22 protein-coding genes and 2 tRNA genes are annotated in these 20,435 nt (G+C 70.4%); 19 read left to right on the top strand and 5 right to left on the bottom strand.

Translation table 11 applies throughout. From position 1 onward, the window contains the following. Positions 1-62: 62 nt before the first annotated feature. Positions 63-899, top strand: coding sequence for a 4-hydroxy-tetrahydrodipicolinate reductase (gene dapB, locus ACN4JJ_RS16385; protein ID WP_440710963.1), 837 nt, complete (start codon positions 63-65; stop codon positions 897-899). Further along, complete coding sequence (locus ACN4JJ_RS16380) at positions 896-1,366, top strand: hypothetical protein (RefSeq protein WP_440710962.1); 471 nt, start codon at positions 896-898, stop codon at positions 1,364-1,366. The genes dapB and ACN4JJ_RS16380 overlap by 4 nt, the downstream gene beginning before the upstream one ends. 130 nt (positions 1,367-1,496) lie before the next feature. Here ACN4JJ_RS16380 and ACN4JJ_RS16375 read toward each other — a convergent pair whose 3' ends face one another. Both ACN4JJ_RS16375 and ACN4JJ_RS16370 read right to left on the bottom strand, forming a co-directional pair. Beyond that, entirely contained in the window at positions 1,497-2,390 is an 894-nt protein-coding gene (locus tag ACN4JJ_RS16375; protein WP_440710961.1) for a TIGR01777 family oxidoreductase, read from the bottom strand. Beyond that, on the bottom strand, positions 2,387-2,812 hold the full coding sequence (locus ACN4JJ_RS16370) for an OsmC family peroxiredoxin (protein ID WP_440710960.1): 426 nt from the start codon (positions 2,810-2,812) through the stop codon (positions 2,387-2,389). The genes ACN4JJ_RS16375 and ACN4JJ_RS16370 overlap by 4 nt, the downstream gene beginning before the upstream one ends. A gap of 346 nt (positions 2,813-3,158) precedes the next feature. Between ACN4JJ_RS16370 and leuA the strand changes: the two genes are divergently transcribed. Genes leuA through ACN4JJ_RS16340 form a run of 6 tightly spaced genes read left to right on the top strand, consistent with a single transcriptional unit; the run spans position 3,159 to position 8,036 of the window. Further along, positions 3,159-4,925: a 2-isopropylmalate synthase gene (gene leuA / locus ACN4JJ_RS16365; protein WP_440710959.1), complete on the top strand. Its 1,767-nt coding sequence runs from the start codon at positions 3,159-3,161 to the stop codon at positions 4,923-4,925. Positions 4,926-4,941: 16 nt separating this feature from the next. Further along, positions 4,942-5,619: a GAP family protein gene (locus tag ACN4JJ_RS16360; RefSeq protein WP_440710958.1), complete on the top strand. Its 678-nt coding sequence runs from the start codon at positions 4,942-4,944 to the stop codon at positions 5,617-5,619. Between the two features lie 15 nt (positions 5,620-5,634). Then, positions 5,635-6,384, top strand: coding sequence for a DNA repair protein RecO (gene recO / locus ACN4JJ_RS16355; protein ID WP_440710957.1), 750 nt, complete (start codon positions 5,635-5,637; stop codon positions 6,382-6,384). Beyond that, on the top strand, positions 6,381-7,190 hold the full coding sequence (locus tag ACN4JJ_RS16350) for an isoprenyl transferase (protein WP_440710956.1): 810 nt from the start codon (positions 6,381-6,383) through the stop codon (positions 7,188-7,190). Before recO ends, ACN4JJ_RS16350 begins: the two co-directional genes overlap by 4 nt. Positions 7,191-7,218: 28 nt before the next feature. Continuing rightward, positions 7,219-7,890, top strand: a complete 672-nt coding sequence (locus tag ACN4JJ_RS16345; protein ID WP_440710955.1) for a DsbA family oxidoreductase — start codon at positions 7,219-7,221, stop codon at positions 7,888-7,890. Then, positions 7,887-8,036 carry a hypothetical protein gene (locus ACN4JJ_RS16340; RefSeq protein ID WP_440710954.1) on the top strand — a complete coding sequence of 50 codons (150 nt, stop codon included), beginning with the start codon at positions 7,887-7,889 and terminating at the stop codon, positions 8,034-8,036. Before ACN4JJ_RS16345 ends, ACN4JJ_RS16340 begins: the two co-directional genes overlap by 4 nt. Here the strand turns inward: ACN4JJ_RS16340 and ACN4JJ_RS16335 are convergent. Further along, positions 7,985-8,446, bottom strand: a complete 462-nt coding sequence (locus ACN4JJ_RS16335; RefSeq protein WP_440711069.1) for an aminoacyl-tRNA deacylase — start codon at positions 8,444-8,446, stop codon at positions 7,985-7,987. The genes ACN4JJ_RS16340 and ACN4JJ_RS16335 overlap by 52 nt on opposite strands. Positions 8,447-8,555: 109 nt before the next feature. Between ACN4JJ_RS16335 and dusB the strand changes: the two genes are divergently transcribed. The 8 genes from dusB (at position 8,556) to ACN4JJ_RS16295 (ending at position 16,341) form a co-directional block, all read left to right on the top strand. Continuing rightward, positions 8,556-9,749, top strand: a complete 1,194-nt coding sequence (dusB, locus tag ACN4JJ_RS16330) for a tRNA dihydrouridine synthase DusB (protein ID WP_440710953.1) — start codon at positions 8,556-8,558, stop codon at positions 9,747-9,749. Further along, a complete protein-coding gene (locus ACN4JJ_RS16325; protein WP_440710952.1) occupies positions 9,742-11,070 on the top strand; it encodes a deoxyguanosinetriphosphate triphosphohydrolase in 1,329 nt (442 codons plus the stop codon). The genes dusB and ACN4JJ_RS16325 overlap by 8 nt, the downstream gene beginning before the upstream one ends. A gap of 4 nt (positions 11,071-11,074) precedes the next feature. Then, positions 11,075-13,039, top strand: a complete 1,965-nt coding sequence (gene dnaG / locus ACN4JJ_RS16320) for a DNA primase (protein WP_440710951.1) — start codon at positions 11,075-11,077, stop codon at positions 13,037-13,039. Positions 13,040-13,065: 26 nt separating this feature from the next. Beyond that, positions 13,066-14,061 (top strand): ATP-binding cassette domain-containing protein, encoded by a 996-nt coding sequence (locus ACN4JJ_RS16315; RefSeq protein WP_440710950.1) that lies wholly within the window; start codon positions 13,066-13,068, stop codon positions 14,059-14,061. Next, positions 14,054-14,992 carry a D-isomer specific 2-hydroxyacid dehydrogenase family protein gene (locus ACN4JJ_RS16310; protein ID WP_440710949.1) on the top strand — a complete coding sequence of 313 codons (939 nt, stop codon included), beginning with the start codon at positions 14,054-14,056 and terminating at the stop codon, positions 14,990-14,992. Before ACN4JJ_RS16315 ends, ACN4JJ_RS16310 begins: the two co-directional genes overlap by 8 nt. Positions 14,993-15,089: 97 nt before the next feature. After that, positions 15,090-15,162 (top strand) — tRNA-Asn (locus ACN4JJ_RS16305). 142 nt (positions 15,163-15,304) lie between these two features. Further along, positions 15,305-16,039 (top strand): AzlC family ABC transporter permease, encoded by a 735-nt coding sequence (locus ACN4JJ_RS16300; protein ID WP_440710948.1) that lies wholly within the window; start codon positions 15,305-15,307, stop codon positions 16,037-16,039. Continuing rightward, positions 16,036-16,341 (top strand): AzlD domain-containing protein, encoded by a 306-nt coding sequence (locus ACN4JJ_RS16295; protein ID WP_440710947.1) that lies wholly within the window; start codon positions 16,036-16,038, stop codon positions 16,339-16,341. The genes ACN4JJ_RS16300 and ACN4JJ_RS16295 overlap by 4 nt, the downstream gene beginning before the upstream one ends. Positions 16,342-16,350: 9 nt before the next feature. On the opposite strand, the gene def is transcribed toward ACN4JJ_RS16295, so the two are convergent. After that, positions 16,351-16,917, bottom strand: a complete 567-nt coding sequence (def, locus tag ACN4JJ_RS16290) for a peptide deformylase (RefSeq protein WP_440710946.1) — start codon at positions 16,915-16,917, stop codon at positions 16,351-16,353. A 42-nt stretch (positions 16,918-16,959) separates the two neighbouring features. On the opposite strand from def, the gene ACN4JJ_RS16285 reads away from it, so the two are divergent. The 3 genes from ACN4JJ_RS16285 to ACN4JJ_RS16275 all read left to right on the top strand — a co-directional run bounded on the left by ACN4JJ_RS16285 (position 16,960) and on the right by ACN4JJ_RS16275 (position 19,332). Beyond that, the gene (locus ACN4JJ_RS16285) at positions 16,960-17,874 is read left to right on the top strand and encodes a DMT family transporter (RefSeq protein WP_440710945.1); all 915 of its coding nucleotides are present in this window, start codon (positions 16,960-16,962) and stop codon (positions 17,872-17,874) included. 74 nt (positions 17,875-17,948) lie between these two features. Continuing rightward, a complete protein-coding gene (locus ACN4JJ_RS16280) occupies positions 17,949-19,175 on the top strand; it encodes a glycosyltransferase (RefSeq protein ID WP_440710944.1) in 1,227 nt (408 codons plus the stop codon). 83 nt (positions 19,176-19,258) lie between these two features. Continuing rightward, a tRNA-Ile gene (locus tag ACN4JJ_RS16275) sits at positions 19,259-19,332 on the top strand. A 50-nt stretch (positions 19,333-19,382) separates the two neighbouring features. Here ACN4JJ_RS16275 and ACN4JJ_RS16270 read toward each other — a convergent pair. Next, positions 19,383-20,414 carry a helix-turn-helix domain-containing protein gene (locus ACN4JJ_RS16270; RefSeq protein WP_440710943.1) on the bottom strand — a complete coding sequence of 344 codons (1,032 nt, stop codon included), beginning with the start codon at positions 20,412-20,414 and terminating at the stop codon, positions 19,383-19,385. Positions 20,415-20,435 lie beyond the last annotated feature (21 nt).

Genomic DNA, 20,435 nt, shown 5'->3' with positions numbered 1-20,435 from the left:
CTAGACAGGGGCGCGGGGCCGGCACCGCCGGGCGCACAGGTCGCGGCGGGTAGATTGGACGCATGACTACGAAGGTTGCCATCGTCGGTGCGACAGGGAAGATGGGGCGGCTGTTCGCGGGCATCCTCGAGGAGTCGGACGACTACGAACTCGTCGCCTCCCTCGACTCGCGCAGCGAGCTCTCCGACATGCTGGCCGCCGACCTCGTGGTCGATGTCACCGTACCGGGCGTCAGTCCGAAGGTCGTCGAGTTCGCGGTGGCGAACGGCAAGAACGTGCTGATCGGCACCTCGGGCTGGTCGGCCGAACGCATCACGGCGCTGTCGCGCAAGCTCGGCGAGCATCCGGAGACCGGCGTGGTGATCGTGCCCAACTTCTCGCTCGGCTCGGTGCTGGCCACCTCGTTCGCCGCGATGGCCGCACGGTTCTACGACTCCATCGAGGTGATCGAGGCGCACGCCGCCTCGAAGGTCGATTCGCCCTCGGGCACGGCCGTGCGCACCGCCGAGCTGATGCAGGCGGCCCGCGCCGCACTCGGCCCGGTGTCGGCACCGCACTCCGACCAGCGCGCCCGAGGCCAGCAGGTGGCGAGCATCCCGGTGCACAGCCTGCGGCTGAACGGCGTCGTGGCGAAGCAGGACGTGGTCTTCGGCGGCGTGGGCGAGGTGCTCACCATCACGCACGAGACGATCTCGCCGAGCGCGTACGCGGCGGGCATCCGCGTGGCGCTGGCCGCCGCGGTGACCGCGCGCGGGGTGACCGTGGGGCTCGACAAGATGCTCGACCTCGGGGCCGGCTCCGAAGCGTTCGCGAGCGCGACGACCTCCGACGCCGACGCTCCGGATGCCCCGGAGAACGTCTCCGGCCAGGCCGCCACCGCCACGAGCGTGCGCCCGTGAAAGGCCGTGTCGCCGCGCTGATCATGGCGGTGCTGCTCGCCGTCTACATCGTGCTCGTGGCTCAGCGGGCGTTCCAGTTCATGGGCACGGGGGAGCCGATCGGCATCGGGATCGGTGCCGCGCTGATCATCCTGCCGATCGTCGGCGCCTGGGCGCTCTGGCGCGAACTGCAGTTCGGCTTCCGCACGCAGGCGCTCGTGCAGCAGCTCGAGCGGGAAGACGAGCTGCCCGTCGACGACCTGCCCAAGCGCCCCAGCGGCCGCCCGGTGCGCGAGGCCGCCGACGCCTCGTTCGAGCAGTACCGCGAGGCCGTCGAGGCGGATGACGCCGACTGGCGCGCCTGGTTCCGGCTGGGCCTCGCCTACGACGCCAGCGGCGACCGCCGACGCGCCCGCGGCGCCCTCAACACCGCCATCCGCCTCGAGCGCACGGCCCGCCGCGCCGCCCGCGACGCCCACCGCCCCTGACCCTGCCCCATCCCCGCAACCCCCGCGCCGCCCCGCCCTCCGTCACTCGTCGCGAGCCGTCGATTTCGGCCCTGAAACGCGCGCGTAAGGGACAAGATCGACGGCTCGCGAGGAGGGCGGGGAGCGCGGGTCAAAGGGCGGTCAGGGCCTTCTCGAAGGTGTCGTCGCGGAAGGCGAAGCCGTCGGCGATCAGCTTCTGGCTGGAGACGTCTTGGGACGACAGCAGCAGGTCGCGGCCCGCATCCGCCAGCGCCGCCTTGAGCGCCCAGGCGGGGGCCGGCAGCCAGTAGGGACGGTGCAGGCGCTCGGCGAGCTCGCGCCCGACGACCTCGGCCGGCACCGGGCGCGGCCCGGCCAGGTTCACGGGCCCCGCCAGCGAAGAGGTGAGCAGGTGACGGATGGCGGCCGCCTCGTCGTAGAGGCCGATCCAGGGCCAGATCTGCTCGCCCGAACCGAGCGGCCCGGAGACGCCGACCTTCGTGAGGAGTGTCAGCGGCTTGAGCGCTCCGCCGCCCTTGCCGACCACGAGGCCCGTGCGCAGGGTGACGACCCGGCTGCGGGACGCGGCGGGAGCGGCCGCGCGCTCCCACGCCTCGGTGACCTTGGCGAGGAAGCCGGCGCCCTGCGGGGAGCTCTCCGTGAGCACCTCCCCGGGGCGGTCGCCGTAGAAGCCGACCGCCGATCCGCTCAGCAGCACGTCGGGCGGCGAGTCGGAGCGCAGGATCGCCTCGGCGATGGTGGAAGTGGCCAGCACCCGCGACTGCAGGATCTCGCGCTTGTAGGGCAGCGTCCACGGCAGTCGCGAGATGGAGGCGCCGGAGAGGTTGATGATCGCGTCCGCGCCGTCGACGATCGAGGTCTTGAGCCAGCGCGCCTCCGGATCCCAGCTCCTCTCGGTGGCCGTGCGGGCCGGGCGTCGCACCAGGGTGAGCACCGTATGCCCGTCGGCGGTCAGCTGGCGGGTGAGCTCGGTGCCGATGAAGCCGGATCCCCCAGCGATCAGCACGGTCAGCGGCGCGCTCATGCGAGGCTCGCTTCGAGCGTGATCGGGATGCCGGCGAGCGCCCGGGAGACCGGGCATCCCGATTTGGCCTCTTCGGCGATGCGCTGGAAGTCGCCGTCGGCGATGCCGGGGACGTCGCCGCTGACCAGCAGGTGGGATCCGGTGATGCCCTCGGCCGGATCGAAGGTGACGGCCGCCGTGGTCTGCAGCGAGGCCGGCGGCGTGCCGTTCGCGGCCAGCGCCGAGGAGAGCGCCATCGAGAAGCAGGAGGCATGCGCCGCGCCGAGCAGTTCCTCGGGCGTGGCCACGCCGGACGAACCCTCGGAGCGCGCCCGCCAGCTCACGGCGAAACTCGCCGCGCCGGAGCTGTCGAGGGTGGTGGTGCCCGATCCGCTGCTCAGGTCGCCGTGCCACAGTGTGGTGGCTTCGCTGGTCACAGTCATGGGTGGTCCTCACTGTCGCGTCGTTCCAGACTAGGGCGTGCCCCACCAAAACGCACCGGCCACGCGGTTCCCGAGCTTTCCGCAGCGCGAGATCGAGATGTGCGCCGAGAAGCCGAGAAGAGGGAAGACCTCTGGGCGGCTCTGACGCCCCCCACCCACGACGCCTTCGACGCCGACGGCCGAGTCGCCCCCTGAGAGGCGTGCTAGCCTGATCACGTGTTTTTCGGTCTGCTCCTTCTTAGCTGCCGCGACGAGTCCTAGTTCCCAGGCCTCCCTCGTCGCGGAGTTCGCCGTCGGCTGACCATCACTGGGCACCATCGCCCACACGCACGAGGGACTACACGTCATGAAGAACAACCAGGCCGCTTCGGCCATGCCGATCCACAAGTACCGGCCCTACCACGAGCAGATCGCCGTCGACCTGCCCGACCGCACCTGGCCCGCGAAGCGCATCACGGAGGCGCCCCGCTGGTGCGCCGTCGACCTGCGCGACGGCAACCAGGCGCTGATCGACCCGATGAGCCCCGAGCGCAAGCGCATCATGTTCGACCTGCTGGTGAGCATGGGTTACAAGGAGATCGAGGTCGGCTTCCCGAGCGCCTCGCAGACCGACTTCGACTTCGTACGCTCGCTGATCGAGGAGAACGCGATCCCCGACGACGTCACCATCCAGGTGCTCACCCAGGCGCGCGAGCACCTGATCAACCGCACCTACGAGTCGATCAAGGGCGCCAAGCAGGCGATCGTGCACCTCTACAACTCCACCAGCGTGCTGCAGCGCGACGTGGTGTTCCGCACCGACAAGCAGGGCATCATCGACATCGCCCTCGAAGGCGCGCGGCTGTGCAAGGAAGCCGAGAAGACCATTCCCGAGACGACGGTCTACTACGAGTACTCGCCCGAGAGCTACACCGGCACCGAGCTGGAGTTCGCGGTCGACATCGTGAACCAGGTGCTCGAGGTGTTCGAGCCCACACCCGAGCGCAAGGTGATCGTCAACCTGCCCTCCACGGTCGAGATGGCCTCGCCCAACGTCTACGCCGACTCGATCGAGTGGATGGGGCGGCACATCGAGAACCGCGAGAACGTGCTCATCTCGCTGCACCCGCACAACGACCGCGGCACCGCGGTGGCCGCCGCCGAACTGGGCTACCTGGCCGGCGCCGACCGCATCGAGGGCTGCCTGTTCGGCAACGGCGAGCGCACCGGCAACGTCGACCTGGTGGCGCTCGGCATCAACCTGTTCACGCAGGGCATCGACCCGCAGATCGACTTCAGCGACCTCGACCAGGTGCGCCGCACCGCCGAGTACTGCAACCAGCTGAAGGTGCACGAGCGCAGCCCCTGGGCCGGCGACCTGGTGTACACCGCCTTCAGCGGCTCGCACCAGGATGCCATCAAGAAGGGCTTCGAGGCGATGGCCGCCGACGCCGCCGCGCAGGGCAAAGACGTCGACGAACTGCTGTGGGCCGTTCCCTACCTGCCGATCGACCCGAAAGACCTGGGCCGCTCCTACGAGGCGGTCATCCGCGTCAACTCGCAGTCGGGCAAGGGCGGTGTGGCCTACCTGCTGAAGACCGACCACGCGCTGGATCTGCCCCGCAAGCTGCAGATCGAGTTCTCCGGCGTGGTGCAGGCCAAGACGGATGCCGAGGGCGGCGAGGTCACGAGCGACCAGATCTGGTCGATCTTCAACGACGAGTACCTGCCGGCGCCCGCCGACCACGCCGAGGACAAGTGGGGCCGCTTCGAGCTCACCCGCACCCGCACGGCGAGCGACCTGTCGGGATCCGTCTCGCTCGAGGTGGAGCTGCGCGTGGGCGACGACGTGATCGAGACCGGCGGCACGGGCAACGGCCCGATCGCCGCGTTCCTGAACGTGATGAGCGAGCAGGGCGTCGACGTGAAGCTCTACGACTACGTCGAGCACACCCTCAGCGCCTCCGGCGACGCACAGGCCGCCGCCTACGTGGAGCTGCAGGTCGACGGCAACCGCCTGTGGGGCGTGGGCATCGACGGCGACATCTCGACGGCGAGCCTCAAGGCCGTGGTCTCCGCCGTGAACCGCGCCATCCGCGTCAAGGACGCCGACCGGGAGCTCGTCTCGGCCTGACGGATAGGGTGAGCACATGGTCGTGTGGCATGTGTTCGGAGAGGTGCTTCCTCTCGCGTTCGCGGTGATCATCTCGCCGCTTCCGCTGGTGGCCGTGATCACGCTGCTGCTGGGCCCGAAGGGGCGCGGCAACGCGGTGGTGTTCATGGCCGCCTTCGCGGTGGCGTTCTTCGCGCTCACGCTGGGCCTGGCATCCGGGTCCAAGGGCACCACGCAGAGCGACTCGTTCTTCGCCCAGGTGCTGCACATCGTGCTCGGCTTCGCCTTCGCGGCGCTGTTCTTCTACCTCGCCTTCCGCAGCTGGCAGAAGCGGCCCAAGAAGGACGAGAAGCCGGTGGAGCCCAAGTGGCTGGCGGCCGTCGACTCCTTCGGTGCGGTGAAGTCGGCGGGTCTCGGCGTGCTGCTGGGCGTCGCCAACGTGAAGAACGTGCCGATCGCCATCGCGGCGGGCGCGCAGATCGGCAGTGCGGATCTGGCCTGGTCGCTGGTGTTCGTGTGCTCGGCGGTGTTCGCGATCGTCTCCTCGCTCGGCCTGATCGTGCTCACGCTCGTCGGCGGCAGCGGGGGAGCGAGGGTGACCGAGGCACTGGCCTCGGCGAAGACCTCGCTCATCCGGCACAACAACCTGATCATGGCCGTGCTGTTCGTGATTCTCGGCGCGCTGCAGCTGGGGAAGGCGTTCGAGGCGTTCTGAGCGGATACTTGATGGATGCCCGTCTACCGTGATGAAGCCGTCGTGCTGCGCACCCACAAGCTGGGCGAGGCCGACCGGATCGTCACCCTGCTCACCCGCCAGCACGGCAAGGTGCGCGCCGTCGCCCGCGGGGTGCGGCGCACGGCCTCGAAGTTCGGCGCACGGCTCGAGCCGTTCATGGTGGCCGACGTGCAGTTCTACGAGGGCCGCACCCTCGACACCATCACGCAGGCGGTGACGATCGGCTCCTACGGGGCCGAGATCACCGCCGACTACGCCAGCTACACGGCGGCCAGCGCCATGGTGGAGACCGCCGACAAGCTCACCGAGCACGAGCCCTCGCTGCAGCAGTACCTGCTGCTGGTGGGCGCGCTGCGCTCGCTCTCACGCGGGGAGCACGGCTCCGGGATGACGCTGGACTCCTATCTTCTGAGAGCCCTGTCGATGGCGGGCTGGGCGCCGAGCTTCTTCGACTGCGCGGTGACGGGTGAGGCCGGCCCGCACTCGGCGTTCGTGGTGCAGCTGGGCGGGGTGGTGGCCGACGAGGTGGCGCCCCCCGGCACACCGCGGCTCGACCCGGGCACCCTCGAACTGCTGTCGGCGCTGCTGACCGGCGACTGGGCGTTCGCGGATGCATCCGACCCCGGCGTGCGCTCCAGGGCGAGCGGTATCGTTGCCGCGTACACCCAATGGCACCTCGAGCGCGGGCTCCGATCCCTGGAGCACGTGGAGAGGTCGCAGACGAAGAAAGTCCGAGCCCCGTGAGCCCTCGCACCCCCTCGCCCGCCGCGGAACCGTTCCGGCCGCTGGACTGGACGGGGCTGCAGCCGCCGTCGCTGCCCCGCGGCTCGGTTCCCGAGCACGTCGCGATCGTGATGGACGGCAACGGCCGCTGGGCCAACCAGCGCGGCCTCACCCGGGTGGAGGGGCACCGCGCCGGCGAGGCCGCCCTGCTCGACGTGGTGGCGGGAGCCGTGCAGATCGGCGTCAAGCACCTCTCGGTGTACGCCTTCTCGACCGAGAACTGGAAACGCTCGCCCGACGAGGTGCGCTTCCTGATGGGCTTCAACCGCGAGGTGCTGCACCGCCGGCGCGACCAGCTGAACGAATGGGGTGTGCGCATCCGCTGGGCCGGGCGCAAGCCCCGGCTGTGGGCCTCGGTGATCAAGGAGCTGCAGTTCGCCGAGCGCTTCACCGCTGCGAACTCCACGCTGACGCTCACGATGTGCGTGAACTACGGCGGCCGCAACGAGATCACGGATGCCGTGCGTGCGATCGCCGACGAGGTGGCGGCCGGGCGCATCCGTCCCTCCGCCGTGTCGGAGAAGCTGATCCAGAAGCACCTGTACGTGCCGGACCTGCCGGACGTGGATCTCTTCCTGCGCAGCTCGGGGGAGCAGCGCACGAGCAACTTCCTGCCGTGGCAGTCGGCGTACGCCGAGATGGTGTTCCTGGACAGGCTGTGGCCCGACTTCACGCGGGTCGACCTGTGGCAGGCCATCGAGCACTACGCCGGGCGGTCGCGCCGCTTCGGCGGAGCGGTCGACGCGCCGACTGCGGATTCGGAATGATCCGGCGGATGGCCTCGTTGCACCTGTCGTGAGTGACGCCATCAAGATCGACATCTGGTCCGACATCGCCTGCCCATGGTGCTACATCGGCAAGCGCAAGCTCGAAGACGGGCTCGAGCAGTTCGCCTCGATCGAGGGCTCCGTGCCCGTCGAGATCGAGTACCACAGCTTCGAGCTGTCGCCCGACACGCCGGTCGACTTCGAAGGCAGCACCACCAGCTACCTCGCCGAGCGCAAGGGCATGCCGGTCGCGCAGGTCGAGCAGATGCTCGAGCGGGTGACGGGAATCGCTGCCTCGGTGGGCCTGGACTACGACTTCGACACGGTGAAGCACACCAACACGGTCAAGGCGCACCAGCTCATCCACTACGCCAAGGCGCGGGGGCTGCAGCTGGAGATGAAGGAGCGCCTGCTGAAGGCCTACTTCGTCGACGGGCAGCACGTGGGGCGCGTCGCGGATCTGGCCGATCTGGCCGCCGAGGTCGGGCTCGACCGCGACGACGTGGTGCGTTCGCTCGAAGCCGACGAATTTCTCGACGCGGTGCACGCCGACCAGCGGCAGGCGCAGGCCTACGGCATCCAGGGCGTCCCGTTCTTCGTGATCGACGGCCGGTACGGCGTCTCCGGGGCCCAGGATGCGGCCGCGTTCGTGCAGGTGCTCGAGCAGGTCGCCGGTGAGCGAACCGAGGTGGGCGCGTGAGCGCGGTCGCCGACGGTGCTCCGGCCGTCGCTACGCTGACCCTGATCGGCCCCGCCGGTGTCGTCTGCGAGGGCGACTCCTGCGAGATCCCGGATCAGGCCTTCGGCGTGAGCGGCTCGGAGATGTCGGCCACCACCGCGCCGTAGGCCGCGGCCAGCGCATCGGCGTCGACGAAGGCGCTGTGCCCGTGCGCGCCGGCGCCGAGCGCCACCCGCCGGCCGGCCACCGACTCGTCGAGGTAGACCGGCCACGCGGTGCTGCTGCCGATCGGGGTGATCGTGCCGCGCTCGTAGCCGGTGGCCTCGAGCGCGACGTCCTGGTGCGGCATCGAAAGCCGGTTCACACCGACCACGGAACGCAGCTTCGGCCAGCTGATCTGCCGGTCGCCGGGGATCAGGGCGAACACGAAGTCGCCGTCGTGCCGCTTCACCACGAGGCTCTTCACGACCGTGCCCGGGGTCAGCCCGAGCAGTGCGGCGGCCTCCTCGAGGGAGCCGGCGGCGGGGCGCTGCACCACCTCCACCTCGAGCCCGCGGTCGGTGGCATCCTGCTGCATGCGGTCGAGGCCGCTTTTGTCACTCACATTCCTCCACAACCGGCGATCTCTCCACAGGATTCCCGTCGGTGACGGATGTGCGGCATCCGTCTGGGAGAATTGACGCACGATGTCCTCTTCAACCCTCACCGCTCCGGAGCCCAAGCTCGCGATCGGGCCGATCCGGCTCGACGTGCCCGTGGTGCTCGCGCCGATGGCGGGAATCACCAACACCGCGTTCCGGCGGCTGTGCCGGGAGTTCGGCGCCGGTCTCTACGTCAGCGAGATGATCACCTCTCGGGCGCTCGTCGAGCGCACGCCCGAGACCATGCGGCTCATCACGCACCACCCTTCCGAGACCCCGCGCTCCATCCAGCTCTACGGCGTCGACCCGGCCACCATGGCTCAGGCCGCGCGCATCCTGGTGGAGGAAGACCGCACCGACCACATCGACATGAACTTCGGATGCCCCGTGCCCAAGGTCACCCGCAAGGGTGGCGGGGCGGCCCTTCCCTGGAAGCTCGATCTGTTCCGCGAGATCGTCGAGCAGGTGGTGGAGGCCGCCGGCCCCATCCCGGTGACGGTCAAGATGCGCAAGGGCATCGACTCCGACCACCTCACCTACCTCGAGGCGGCCCGGGCGGCCGAGGGCGCGGGCGTCGCGGCCATCGCACTGCACGCGCGCACGGCCTCCGACTTCTACAGCGGGCAGGCCGACTGGTCGGCCATCACCACCCTCAAAGAGACCATCACGAGCGTTCCCGTGCTCGGCAACGGCGACATCTGGTCGGGCGAAGACGGCGTGCGGATGATGGACGAGACGGGCTGCGACGGCGTGGTCGTCGGCCGCGGCTGCCTCGGCCGGCCCTGGTTGTTCGGCGATCTCGCCGCCGCCTTCCGTGTGCGGGCCGGTGAGCTCTCCGCCGAGGAGGCGGTCGCGCTGCGCGCCGCGCCGTCGCTCGGCGACGTCGCCCGCACGCTGCGCCGCCACACCGAGCTGCTCGCCGAGTTCTTCGGCGACGAAGACCGCGCCTGCCGCGACATCCGCAAGCACGTGGCCTGGTACCTCAAGGGCTACCCGGCCGGGCACGAGGTGCGGGCCGCGCTCAGCACGGTCAAGACGCTGGAGGCGATGGACGAGATCCTCGCCACCCTCGACTGGTCGCTGCCGTATCCGGGTGCCGATGCCGAGGGCCCGCGGGGCCGCGCCGGCAGCCCGAAGAAGACGGCGCTGCCCGAGCACTGGCTCGACTCGCGCTCGCTCGCCGACGCCGCGGGCCGGGCCGAGCTCGCCGGGGCGGAACTGGAACACAGCGGTGGCTGACGCGCTCGACCTCTCCACCTTCGCGCCCACCAAGGGCTACTCCGATTCCGACGCCGAGCGTCTGCTGCCCGAAGAGCACTACACCCGCCGCAGCGACTTCGCGCGCGACCGTGCCCGCATCCTGCACTCCTCCTCGTTGCGCCGGCTGGCCGCGAAGACGCAGGTGCTGAGCCCGGCCGTCGTGGCCGACTTCGCGCGCAACCGGCTCACGCACTCGCTCGAGGTGGCCCAGGTGGGCCGCGAGCTCGCCACCAGTCTGGATCTCGATCCGGACGTGGTCGACAGCGCGTGCCTCGCCCACGACCTGGGGCATCCGCCATTCGGGCACAACGGCGAGCGCGCGCTCAACGACTGGGCTTCCGACATCGGCGGCTTCGAGGGCAACGCGCAGAGTCTGCGCATCCTCAGCCGGCTCGAGCCGAAGGTGTTCGACGAGAGCGGGCGCAGCGTGGGCCTCAACCTCACCCGGGCGAGCCTCGACGCCAGCTGCAAATACCCGTGGGCGCATGACGACCCGGTCGAAGACCCGAGCGGCCGCCTCAAGTACGGGGTGTACGACGACGACGTGGAGGTGTTCCGCTGGCTGCGGATCGGCGCCCCCGAGCGCACCCTCTGCGTCGAGGCGCAGGTGATGGACCTCTCCGACGACATCGCCTACTCGGTGCACGACTTCGAAGACGCGGTGCTGAACGGCTACATCGATGTGCGCGTGCTCGGCGAGCGCGTCGACCACGCCGATCTGGTGCAGCGCATCCACGCCCGGGCCGGAGGCGGCTTCTCGCTCGACGCGCTCACCGAGGCCTTCGATCGCCTCGACTCGCTGAAGGTGTGGCTCTCGGAGTGGGACGACTCGCGTCGCGACCACGCCCGGTTGAAGAACCTCACGAGTCAGCTGATCGGCCGCTTCGCCGGCGCCGCCACCCGGGCCACCCGCGAGGCCTATCCCACCCCCAGCATCACCCGCTACAAGGCGAACGTCGTGGTGCCCGAGTGGGTGGCCGCCGAGATCGCCACCCTCAAGGGCATCGTCTCGGTGTTCGTGATGAGCAACGATGCGCGGCAGCCCCTCTACTCCACCCAGCGCGGCCTGCTCTCCGAGCTCGCCGACGCGCTCTGGGAGTCCGACGGGCAGGCGCTCGACACGGCCTTCGCGAGCGACTGGCGCGAGGCGGGCGACGACGTGGCCCGCAAGCGCGTGGTCGTCGACCAGGTGGCGAGCCTGACCGACCAGACCGCCGTGGCCCGGCACGACTTCCTCTGCGGGGAGCCCGCACGGATGTCCGTCTCCGTGACCGGCTCCGACAACGGGAACGTATCCTAGAGAGATGGCAGGACTGATCCGTCGGGGCGACATCGACGAAGTCCGGTCGCGGATCAACATCGCCGATGTGGTGGGTGATTTCGTCACCCTGAAGAGCGCCGGTGTGGGCTCGATGAAGGGCCTCTGCCCGTTCCACGACGAGCGGTCGCCGAGCTTCCACGTGCGGCCCCAGGTGGGCTACTACCACTGCTTCGGCTGCGGCGAGGGCGGCGACGTGTTCACCTTCCTGCAGAAGATGGACCACGTCACCTTCTCGGAGGCCGTCGAGCGCCTGGCCGCCAAGATCGGCTTCCAGCTGCACTACGAAGACGGGGGAGCGGCGGCCGACCAGGGCAACCGGGCCCGTCTGCTGGCCGCCAACGAGGCCGCCCGCGAGTACTTCGCCGAGCAGCTCGTCGCCCCCGGGGCCGACGCAGGCCGCGCCTTCCTCGGTGAGCGCGGCTTCGACGCCTCCGTGGCCGCCCACTTCGGGGTGGGCTACGCGCCCCAGGGCTGGGACAACCTGGGCAAGCACCTCAAGGGCCGCGGCTTCACCGAGGCCGAGCTCACCGCCGCCGGCCTGCTCAGCGCGGGCGACCGCGGCACCTACGACCGCTTCCGGGGCCGCCTGATCTGGCCGATCCGCGACCAGACCGGCCAGACCGTCGGATTCGGCGCGCGCCGCCTCTTCGACGACGACAAGGGCCCCAAGTACCTCAACACTCCCGAGACGGTCGTCTACCACAAGGCCCAGGTGCTCTACGGGCTCGACCTCGCCAAGCGCGACATCGCCCGCAGCCGCCAGGTCGTCGTGGTCGAGGGTTACACCGACGTCATGGCCTGTCACCTCGCCGGTGTCACCACGGCGGTGGCCACCTGCGGCACCTCCTTCGGGGTCGACCACATCAAGATCATGCGCCGGGTGCTCTCCGACGACGCGGCGGGCCTCGGCGAGGTGATCTTCACCTTCGATCCGGATGCGGCCGGCCAGAAGGCCGCCCTGCGCGCCTTCAGCGAGGAGCAGCGCTTCGCGGCGCAGACCTACGTCGCGGTCGGCACCGACGGTCTCGACCCCTGCGACCTGCGCCTGGCCAAGGGCGACGACGCGGTGCGCCGCCTGGTCAAGGGCAAGAAGCCGATGTTCGAGTTCGTGATCCGCCAGAAGCTCGCGGCCTACAACCTCGAGACCGTCGAGGGCCGGGTGGCGGCGCTTCGGGATGCGGCGCCGATCGTGGCCGACATCCGCGACCCGTCGCTGCGCCCCGGGTACACCCGGCAGCTCGCCGGCATGCTCGGCATGGACCTCGACGAGGTGCAGCGGGCGGTCGCGCGCGGCGGCACCCGCTCGGCGAGCACCCCCGAGGAGCGCCGCTCGTCGCGATCGGATTCACAGCCGGGCGGAAACGGCGCATCCGCTGGTTCGGGTGCGCCCGGCGGCGCCGGCGCACCCGGGTCTCGCGAGGGCTCCGGCCCTGCACCGCTCGACGGCCCCCCGGCGGCGCCGCCCCGCCAGCCGGTCTCGATCACCCAGCTGCCCGGCACCACGGCCGTGCGCACCGAGCGCGACGCGCTGATGGCGATGCTGCAGTCGCCCACGATCGTCGGCCGCGACCTGCTCGAACGGGCCAGCGGCTGCGGCTTCAGCCACGCGGCGCTGGCCGCCGTGCGCGACTCGATCGGGCGCAACATCGAGGCCTTCGACCGCCCCGACTGGGTGAGCACCGTGCAGGCCGACGTGCCCGAGGAGTACCGCTCGCTGGTGGAGCAGCTGGCCGTGGCGCCGATCCCCGAGCGCCCGGAGCGGGCGCCGGAGAACTACCTGCGCAGCATCACGATCTCGCTGATCGAGCGGCACCTGCGCCGCCGCAAAGAGGAGCTGCAGGGCCGTCTGCAGCGCACGGATGCGGTGGCCGAGCCCGTCGCCTATCGCGAGATCGCGGTGCAACTGGTGCAAGTCGAGGCCGACCGCCGCGCCCTACGAGCGGAATGAGACCTTCCGCATAGGCTCGAAGCCTCATGGTTGATCGAAATGTGATCACGGCTTCGGACGTGACGATCGAATACCCGGCACACAGCGTCAGCTCGGCCTACACCGCGGTCAAGGGCTTCACGCTCACACTCGCGCCCGGCGAGATCGTGGGCCTGGTCGGCTCCAGCGGTTCGGGCAAGTCGACCCTCGCCCACGTGGCCTCGGGTCAGGCGGCTCTGCGCACCTCGAAGGACAACTCGCCGCGTATCGTCGGTGGCACGCTCGACGTGCTCGGCTTCCCGATGCGCGGCATCAAACGCTCGAAGGTGAGCAAGCTCACCGCGGGCGTGGGGTACGTGGCTCAGGATGCCGGCTCCAAGCTCACCTCGAACATGACGGTCGCCGAGCTGGTCGCCGAACCGCTCTTCCTGCGCGATCGCCGCTTCGACCGGCGGGAGGCGGGCCTGAAGGCCGCCACCCTCGTCGACGCGCTCCTGCTGCCCGTCGGCACGATGCTGAAGCAGCCGCACGAGCTCTCCAGCGGCCAGCGCCAGCGCGTGGCCGTGGCGCGGGGGCTCATCCTCGACCCGGTGCTGCTGATCGCCGACGAGCCCACCGCCGGCGTCGATGTCTCGGTGCGCGGTGCGGTCATCGACGTGATCGCGGGGCTTCAACGATCCCGTGGCGCGAGCGCGCTGATCGTGAGCCACGACCTCGACGCCCTGCGGCGCTCGGTCGACCGCATCGCGGTCATCCACGAGGGTGTCGTGGTGGGGCTCGGCACGATCGACGAGGTGCTGGGGGATCCGCGGCATCCGTACGTCGCCGGGCTCGCCCGGGAGCTGCACGCCGACGAGATCGACGACGACGAGGTCGAGGACGACGAGGACGACTACGAGGACGAAGACGACGACATCGAAGGCGAGTTCGACGAGGTCGAGGACGAGGACGAGGACGACGGTACTGAGGACGGAGTCGGCGACGGCACCGAGGGCGACGTCGAGTACGGCGAAGGCGACGGCGACGACACCCGCCATGCCTGATCGCCCCACCCCGGGGCCGATCGCCGTGCTCCCACAGGCCGACCGGATGTTCACCGAGGCCGTCGAGTCGGCCGGCGGAACGGTCGCGCCGCTCTCGGCCGAGACCCGGGGCCTGGTTTGGCTGAGCTATCGCGATCCGGAGGGGTTCCGCAAGATCCTGCGCGCGCATCCGTCGATCGGATGGGTGCAACTGCCCTGGGCGGGCGTCGACGCCTTCGCCGAGATCATCGGCGAGCAGTCTCGCCCCGGCCTGGTCTGGACCAGCGCGAAGGGCGCCTTCGCCCGGCCGGTGGCCGAGCACGCGCTCACGCTCTCGCTCGCCCTGCTGCGGCAGCTGCCGGCCCGACTGCGGGCCACGAGCTGGGGTGGCAAAGCCGGGACCTCGCTGTACGGGCTCGATGTGGTGATCGTCGGCGCGGGCGGCATCGCGCTCGAACTGCTGCGCCTGCTCGAACCGTTCCAGGTGCGCAGCACCGTCGTGCGGCGCCGGGATGCCGCGGTGCCCGGCGCCGATCGCACGGTGACCGCCGACCGGCTGCACGAGGTGCTCCCCGACGCCGATCTCGTCATGGTCGCCGCCGCCTTCACCGAGGGCACGGCCCGGATGTTCGGGGCCGCCGAGTTCGAGCGCATGAAGCGGTCGGCGCTCCTGGTCAATGTCGCTCGCGGAGGACTGGTCGACACCGACGCTCTGGTGGCCGCCCTCGACGCGGGCGCGATCGCCGGGGCCGGTCTCGACGTCACCGATCCGGAGCCGCTGCCCGACGGGCATCCGCTCTGGTCGTCGCCGAACGCGATCATCACGCCGCACTCGGCGGACACGCCCGAGATGACCGCCCCGATGCTCGCGGAGCGGATCCGGCGGAACGTGCGCGCCTTCCTCGACTCCGGCGAATTCACGGGCCGCGTCGACCCCGGGGCCGGCTACTGACCGACTTCCGGAACCGGGCGTCGACGGCTCGGGGCCGTCGCCGTGACAAAGGGGCCCCGAACTCCGTGATAGTGTATTGACGCTCATTCAGCAGCATTCCTCGATAGCTCAATTGGCAGAGCAGCCGGCTGTTAACCGGCAGGTTCTTGGTTCGAGTCCAAGTCGGGGAGCGAAGGCCCGGAGGCTCCACCCTCCGGGTCTTTTTCGTTTCCGGCCGGTGGCCGTGCTGCGGTCGTCGGAGGGTCGCCGGCCCCTGAGGCCACTACCATCCGGGTGGCACCCGCTGCGGCATATGCCATCTGGCATCATCGGATGATGACCGAGCGCACTCCCGCCGAAAGAGCGGCCCTGCGCAACGGCCTCGCCGTCGGTCTCGCGACCGCCGCCTACGGGGTCTCGTTCGGCGCCCTGGCCACGCTCTCGGGGCTCGACGTCTGGCAGACCTGCTTCCTGAGCCTGGTGATGTTCACCGGGGGATCGCAGTTCGCGCTGATCGGGGTGCTCGCCTCGGGCGGCCTCGCGGCCGGCCCCGCCGCCATCACGAGCGCGGCCCTGCTCGGCACCCGCAACGTGTTCTATTCGATCCGGATGGCCCCGATCGTGGGCCCGGGCCTGTTCAAGCGGGCGGCCGCGGCCCAGCTCACCATCGACGAGTCGACCGCCGTGGCGATCGCCCAGCCCACCCTCGCGGCGCAGCGCATGGGTTTCTGGGTGACCGGGATCGCGATCTACCTCGGCTGGAACCTCACCACGCTGATCGGAGCGCTGATCGGCGACCTGATCGGCGATGTGAGCGCGTACGGCCTGGATGCGGCGGCCGCGGCCGCCTTCCTCGGGCTGCTGTGGCCGCGCCTGAAGGAACGGCAGACGCAGGCGGTGGCCGTGGCCGCCGCGCTGGTGGCGACGCTGCTGACGCCCGTGCTGGTGCCCGGCCTGCCCGTGCTCGTTGCCGCCGGAGTCGCGATCGTGGTCGGCGGCTTCAACATCCTGGGCCGGAAAGGTGCTCCGGATGCCGCGCCCGGCGGCAGTGCGGAGGCGACCCCGTGAGCGCCTGGAACATCGTCATCCTCGCCGCCGTGATCTGCGTGGCGCTGAAGACCGTCGGCTACATCGTGCCGGAGCGCGCGTTCTCGCACCCCACGGTGGCCCGCATCGCGAGCCTGCTCACCGTGGCGCTGCTCTCGGCGCTGATCGCCGTGCAGACCTTCGGAGCCGGACAGGCCATCCAGTTCGACGCCCGCCTGCCGGCGGTGGTCGTGGCCGCGGGCCTGTACGCGCTGAAGGTGCCGTTCGTGGTGGTGGTGATCGCGGCGGCGGCCGTGGCGGCGCTCATCCGATTGGTCACCTGACCTACTGGTTCAGGCCTCGACGTCGTCGACGCCCGGCGTCCAGCTGGAGCCGGGAACGCCCCAGCCGCGCTTGCGCTCGATCTTCTCGGCGACCTTGGCATAGGGCCGGTCGATCCGGTCGACATAGAGCAGCCCGTCGAGGTGGTCGTACTCGTGCTGGAAGATGCGGGCCAGCCATCCGGAGGCCTCGATCTCGTACCGCCGGCCCTCGAGGTCGGTGGCGCGCAGCAGGGCCTTGTCGCCGCGCACGAGGGGGAACCGCTCGCCGGGGAACGAGAGGCAGCCCTCGGACTCCTCGTCGGGATCGGCCGGCTCGGGCCGGGTGGGCGTGATGAACAGCTCCGGGTTGATGGCGACGCCGCGGTACTCGACGTCGTCGTCGTCGGTCCAGCCGTAGACGAAGACGCGAAGGCCCACGCCCACCTGGGGGCCGGCCAGGCCCACGCCGGGAGCGGCATCCATCGTGTCGAACATGTCGGCCACGAGGGTGCGCAGGTCGTCGTCGATCTCGACGACCGGCGAGGCGGGGGAGTGCAGGACGGGGTCTCCGGAGATCCGGATCGGGAGAACGGCCATTCGCTAAGCCTATCCACGAGGCCGGCGGGGTAGTGTCGTCGGGTGCATCCCGACCTGCTGCTCGTCAGCGAGCCCACAGCTCTCGACCCCAAGCAGTTCATCGGCATCCCGATCGCGCTGATCGGCGCCGTCTTCCTCAGCCTCGGGGCCCAGTTCCAGCATCGCGGTGTCGCCAAGGTCGAGGCCAAGCACGGCGACGCGGTCAAGGGCTTGAGCTCCCGGCAGATGTTCGCGCTGCTCGCGCGCCCCTCGTGGGTGCTCGGCACGCTCATGCTGGGCCTGGCCGTGGTGTTCCAGCTCACCAGCCTCGGCTTCTCGCCGATCATCGTGGTGCAGCCGCTCGGCGCGGTGGCGCTCGTGATCACGGCGGTGCTCAACTCCCGCATCAGCAAGGTGAGGCTCAACCGCAGCTCGGTGATCTCGATCGTGCTGTGTGTCGGGGGCGTGGGCCTGTTCGTGCTCGTCGCGGCCTTCACCGCGGTCGACAAGCCGGTCACCGCGGGCAACCTGGTGACCATCCTGATCATCCTCGCGGTCGTGCTGGTGCTGTTCGCCGTGGCCTTCGTCGTGCTCGGCAAGAGCTTCAAGGCGATCGCGTACATCGTGGGCGCGGGCGTGCTCTACGGCTTCGTCGCCACGCTCGCCAAGGTGCTCATCTCGCGGCTGTTCCAGGGCCAGTTCGACGCGCTCACCATCCTCGCCCTCATCGGCCTGATCGCCGCCTTCGCGCTCGGCGGCTACTTCGTGCAGAACGCCTACAGCTCGGGCCCGCCCGACCTGGTCATCGCCGGCCTCACCGTCATCGACCCCCTGGTGGCGGTCGGCATCGGCATCCTGGTGCTCGGCGAGGCCTCGCAGGCGCCGCCGTGGGCTCTGTTCGCCTACCTCGCCTTCGGGGCGGTGGCCATCCTGGGCGTGTTCGGACTGGCCCGTTACCACCCTCAGGCCCAGCGTTGAGGTAGTTTCGTAGCACGCCCTCGGCGAATCGCCGCCAGACCTCCCTGAGCCCCTTCCCCTGAGAAAGACACGGTTTGACAGACTCCCGACCGCTCCGCATCCTGATCGGCGCGGACACGTTCTCGCCCGACGTGAACGGCTCCGCCCGTTTCGCCGAGCACCTCGCCTCCGGCCTCGCGTCGCGCGGGCACGAGGTGCACGTCGTGTCGCCGTCGTCGAAGCAGCCCGTGGGCACTCGCACCGAGGTCTACGACGGCCAGGAGATCACCGTGCACCGGCTCTACAGCTGGCGCTGGTACCCGCACGACTGGCTCACCTTCGCCCTGCCGTGGCGCATCCAGCAGAACAGCGCGCGCATCATCGACGAGGTGAAGCCCGACGTGGTGCACTTCCAGTCCCACATCATCGTTGGCCGCGGTGTGTCGAGCGAGGCGAAGAAGCGCGGCATCCGCATCGTCGGCACCAACCACGTGATGCCCGAGAACATGATGGCCTTCACCGGCATCCCGAAGTTCCTGCAGAACTGGGCGATCGGTCTGGCCTGGGCGGCCGCCCGCCGGTCGTTCATCCGGGCGGATGCGGTGACCGCGCCGACCCGCCGCGCGGCCGACTTCTTCGAGAAGGCCACCGGCATCGAGAACATCTACGCCATCTCCTGCGGCATCAACGTCGACAACTACCAGGCCGACTTCACGCCGCGCACCGAGAACCGCATCCTGTTCGTCGGCCGCGTGACCGGCGAGAAGCACATCGACGTGCTGCTCAACGCCGTGAAGCTGCTGCCGGCCGACCTGAACGTGCAGGTGGAGATCGTGGGCGGCGGCGATCAGCTCAAGAACCTGCAGGCCATGGCCAACCAGCTCGGCATCGGCGACCGCACCACCTTCACGGGCTACGTCACCGAAGAGGAACTGCGCCGCGCCTACACACGATCGACGGTGTTCGCCATGCCCTCGATCGCCGAACTGCAGAGCATCGCCACGATGGAGGCCATGGCCAGCGGACTGCCCGTGGTGGCCGCGAACGCGATGGCCCTCCCGCACCTCGTGCACGACGGCCAGAACGGCTACCTGTTCACGCCGGGCGATGCGAAGGATCTGGCGGCCAAGCTCGAGACGGTGCTCCGCGCCCCGCACGACGAGTTCGACGCGATGAAGAACGAGTCGCTCTCGATCGTGGCCGCCCACGACATCGACCGCACCCTGACGACGTTCGAGCACCTGTACCGCGGCGAGCCCGTCACCGATCCGCGCGTCGTCCCGCCGTCGCACGTGCGCGACACCGACGCACCCTCGTCCTGACCGGCCCCGTTGCCCGGCACGAGCTGCCCGACACGGTATCGTGGTCTCGCGGTCGCGCGCCGGTCTCCGGATGCTGCGCCCACGGGGCGGTAGCTCAGCTGGTTAGAGCAGCGGACTCATAATCCGTCGGTCACGGGTTCAAGTCCCGTCCGCCCTACGTTGCTCACCCTTCCGTCGGCCGTCGTGGCAGCCGTGGTGTCGTGGGCTCTACAAGTCCGTCGAGGGTCCGTTCGAGTCGAAGCGGGCGTGGCACAGACGGTGGAGTGCGAGCGTCAGCGCGAGGCGCACGCGGCCTCGGGGGGTTCGGGGGTCGAAGCCGAGCGCGTGCTCGAGGGAGGTCAGCTTGGCCTGAACGGTGGAGTGGTGCAGGCGCAGCTGCTGCGCGGCGGCACGCACGCTCTCCGCATCGGCCAGCACCTCGAGGAACTGCTCGAGGTGGGGCTGCGCACGGATCAGCTCCGCCATCGCCACCACATCGGGAGCGGTGCGAGCCGTCTCCGCCGATGCCGCCAGCGCGAGGACGACGCCGAGCCGATCGGCCTCCTGCACGGGTTCGCGCGGCGACGTGAGACGCAGCGCCACCAGAGCGGATGCCCACGACGCGTCGAGCGCATCCGGCGCGACGGCGAGACCGATGCCCATCCGTCCGTCGCTCGATCGGTTCAGCGCCTCCGCGGCCCGCGCGCCCACTACCACCGCGCGCACCGAGCCGGCCGGCGTCCGCAGCACGACGCTGGGCTCGGCGGCGGAGGTCCACACCGTGGCGGCCGGCACGGCGACCGCGCGATAGCTCGAGCCGCCGTCCAGGCGCAGGCGCGCGAGGGCGGCCGAGCGCGCCTCGGCCGGGGAGTCGGCATCCAGAACCACCTCCAGGGCGCGACGGGAGGCCGCCGAGGGGGAGGTGCGCTCGAGAGCGATGTCCAGCGCAAGGGCCAGCCGTTCCAGGATCATGGCGTCGTTGGTGTGGGCCGCGCCCTCGCGTTCGATCCAGGCGTGGCCGCCGTCGCCGAAGGAGTGGGACGGCCATTCGGCGTCGGCCGAGCCCGGTCGGCGCGCCCCCGAGGCGTCGACGCGCACGGTGCGGCCGTCCGCGCGGAAGCCGGCCGCGCATCCGCTCAGGATCGCGGCACCGCGCAGCAGCACGTCGACGTTCGCGTGGCCGTCGACGAGCGCGTCGAAGTACGCGATGACCTTGAGTGATTCCGTCGCTGTGGCGTCGAGCGCCGTCAGTCGACCCACGAGTTCCTGCATCGTCGCCGT

It is taken from the genome of Herbiconiux dendrobii (assembly GCF_052048175.1).
Taxonomy (GTDB): Bacteria; Actinomycetota; Actinomycetes; order Actinomycetales; family Microbacteriaceae; genus Herbiconiux.
The sequence above is the reverse complement of the archived record's forward strand: the minus strand, read 5'-3'. Positions and strand labels throughout refer to the sequence as shown.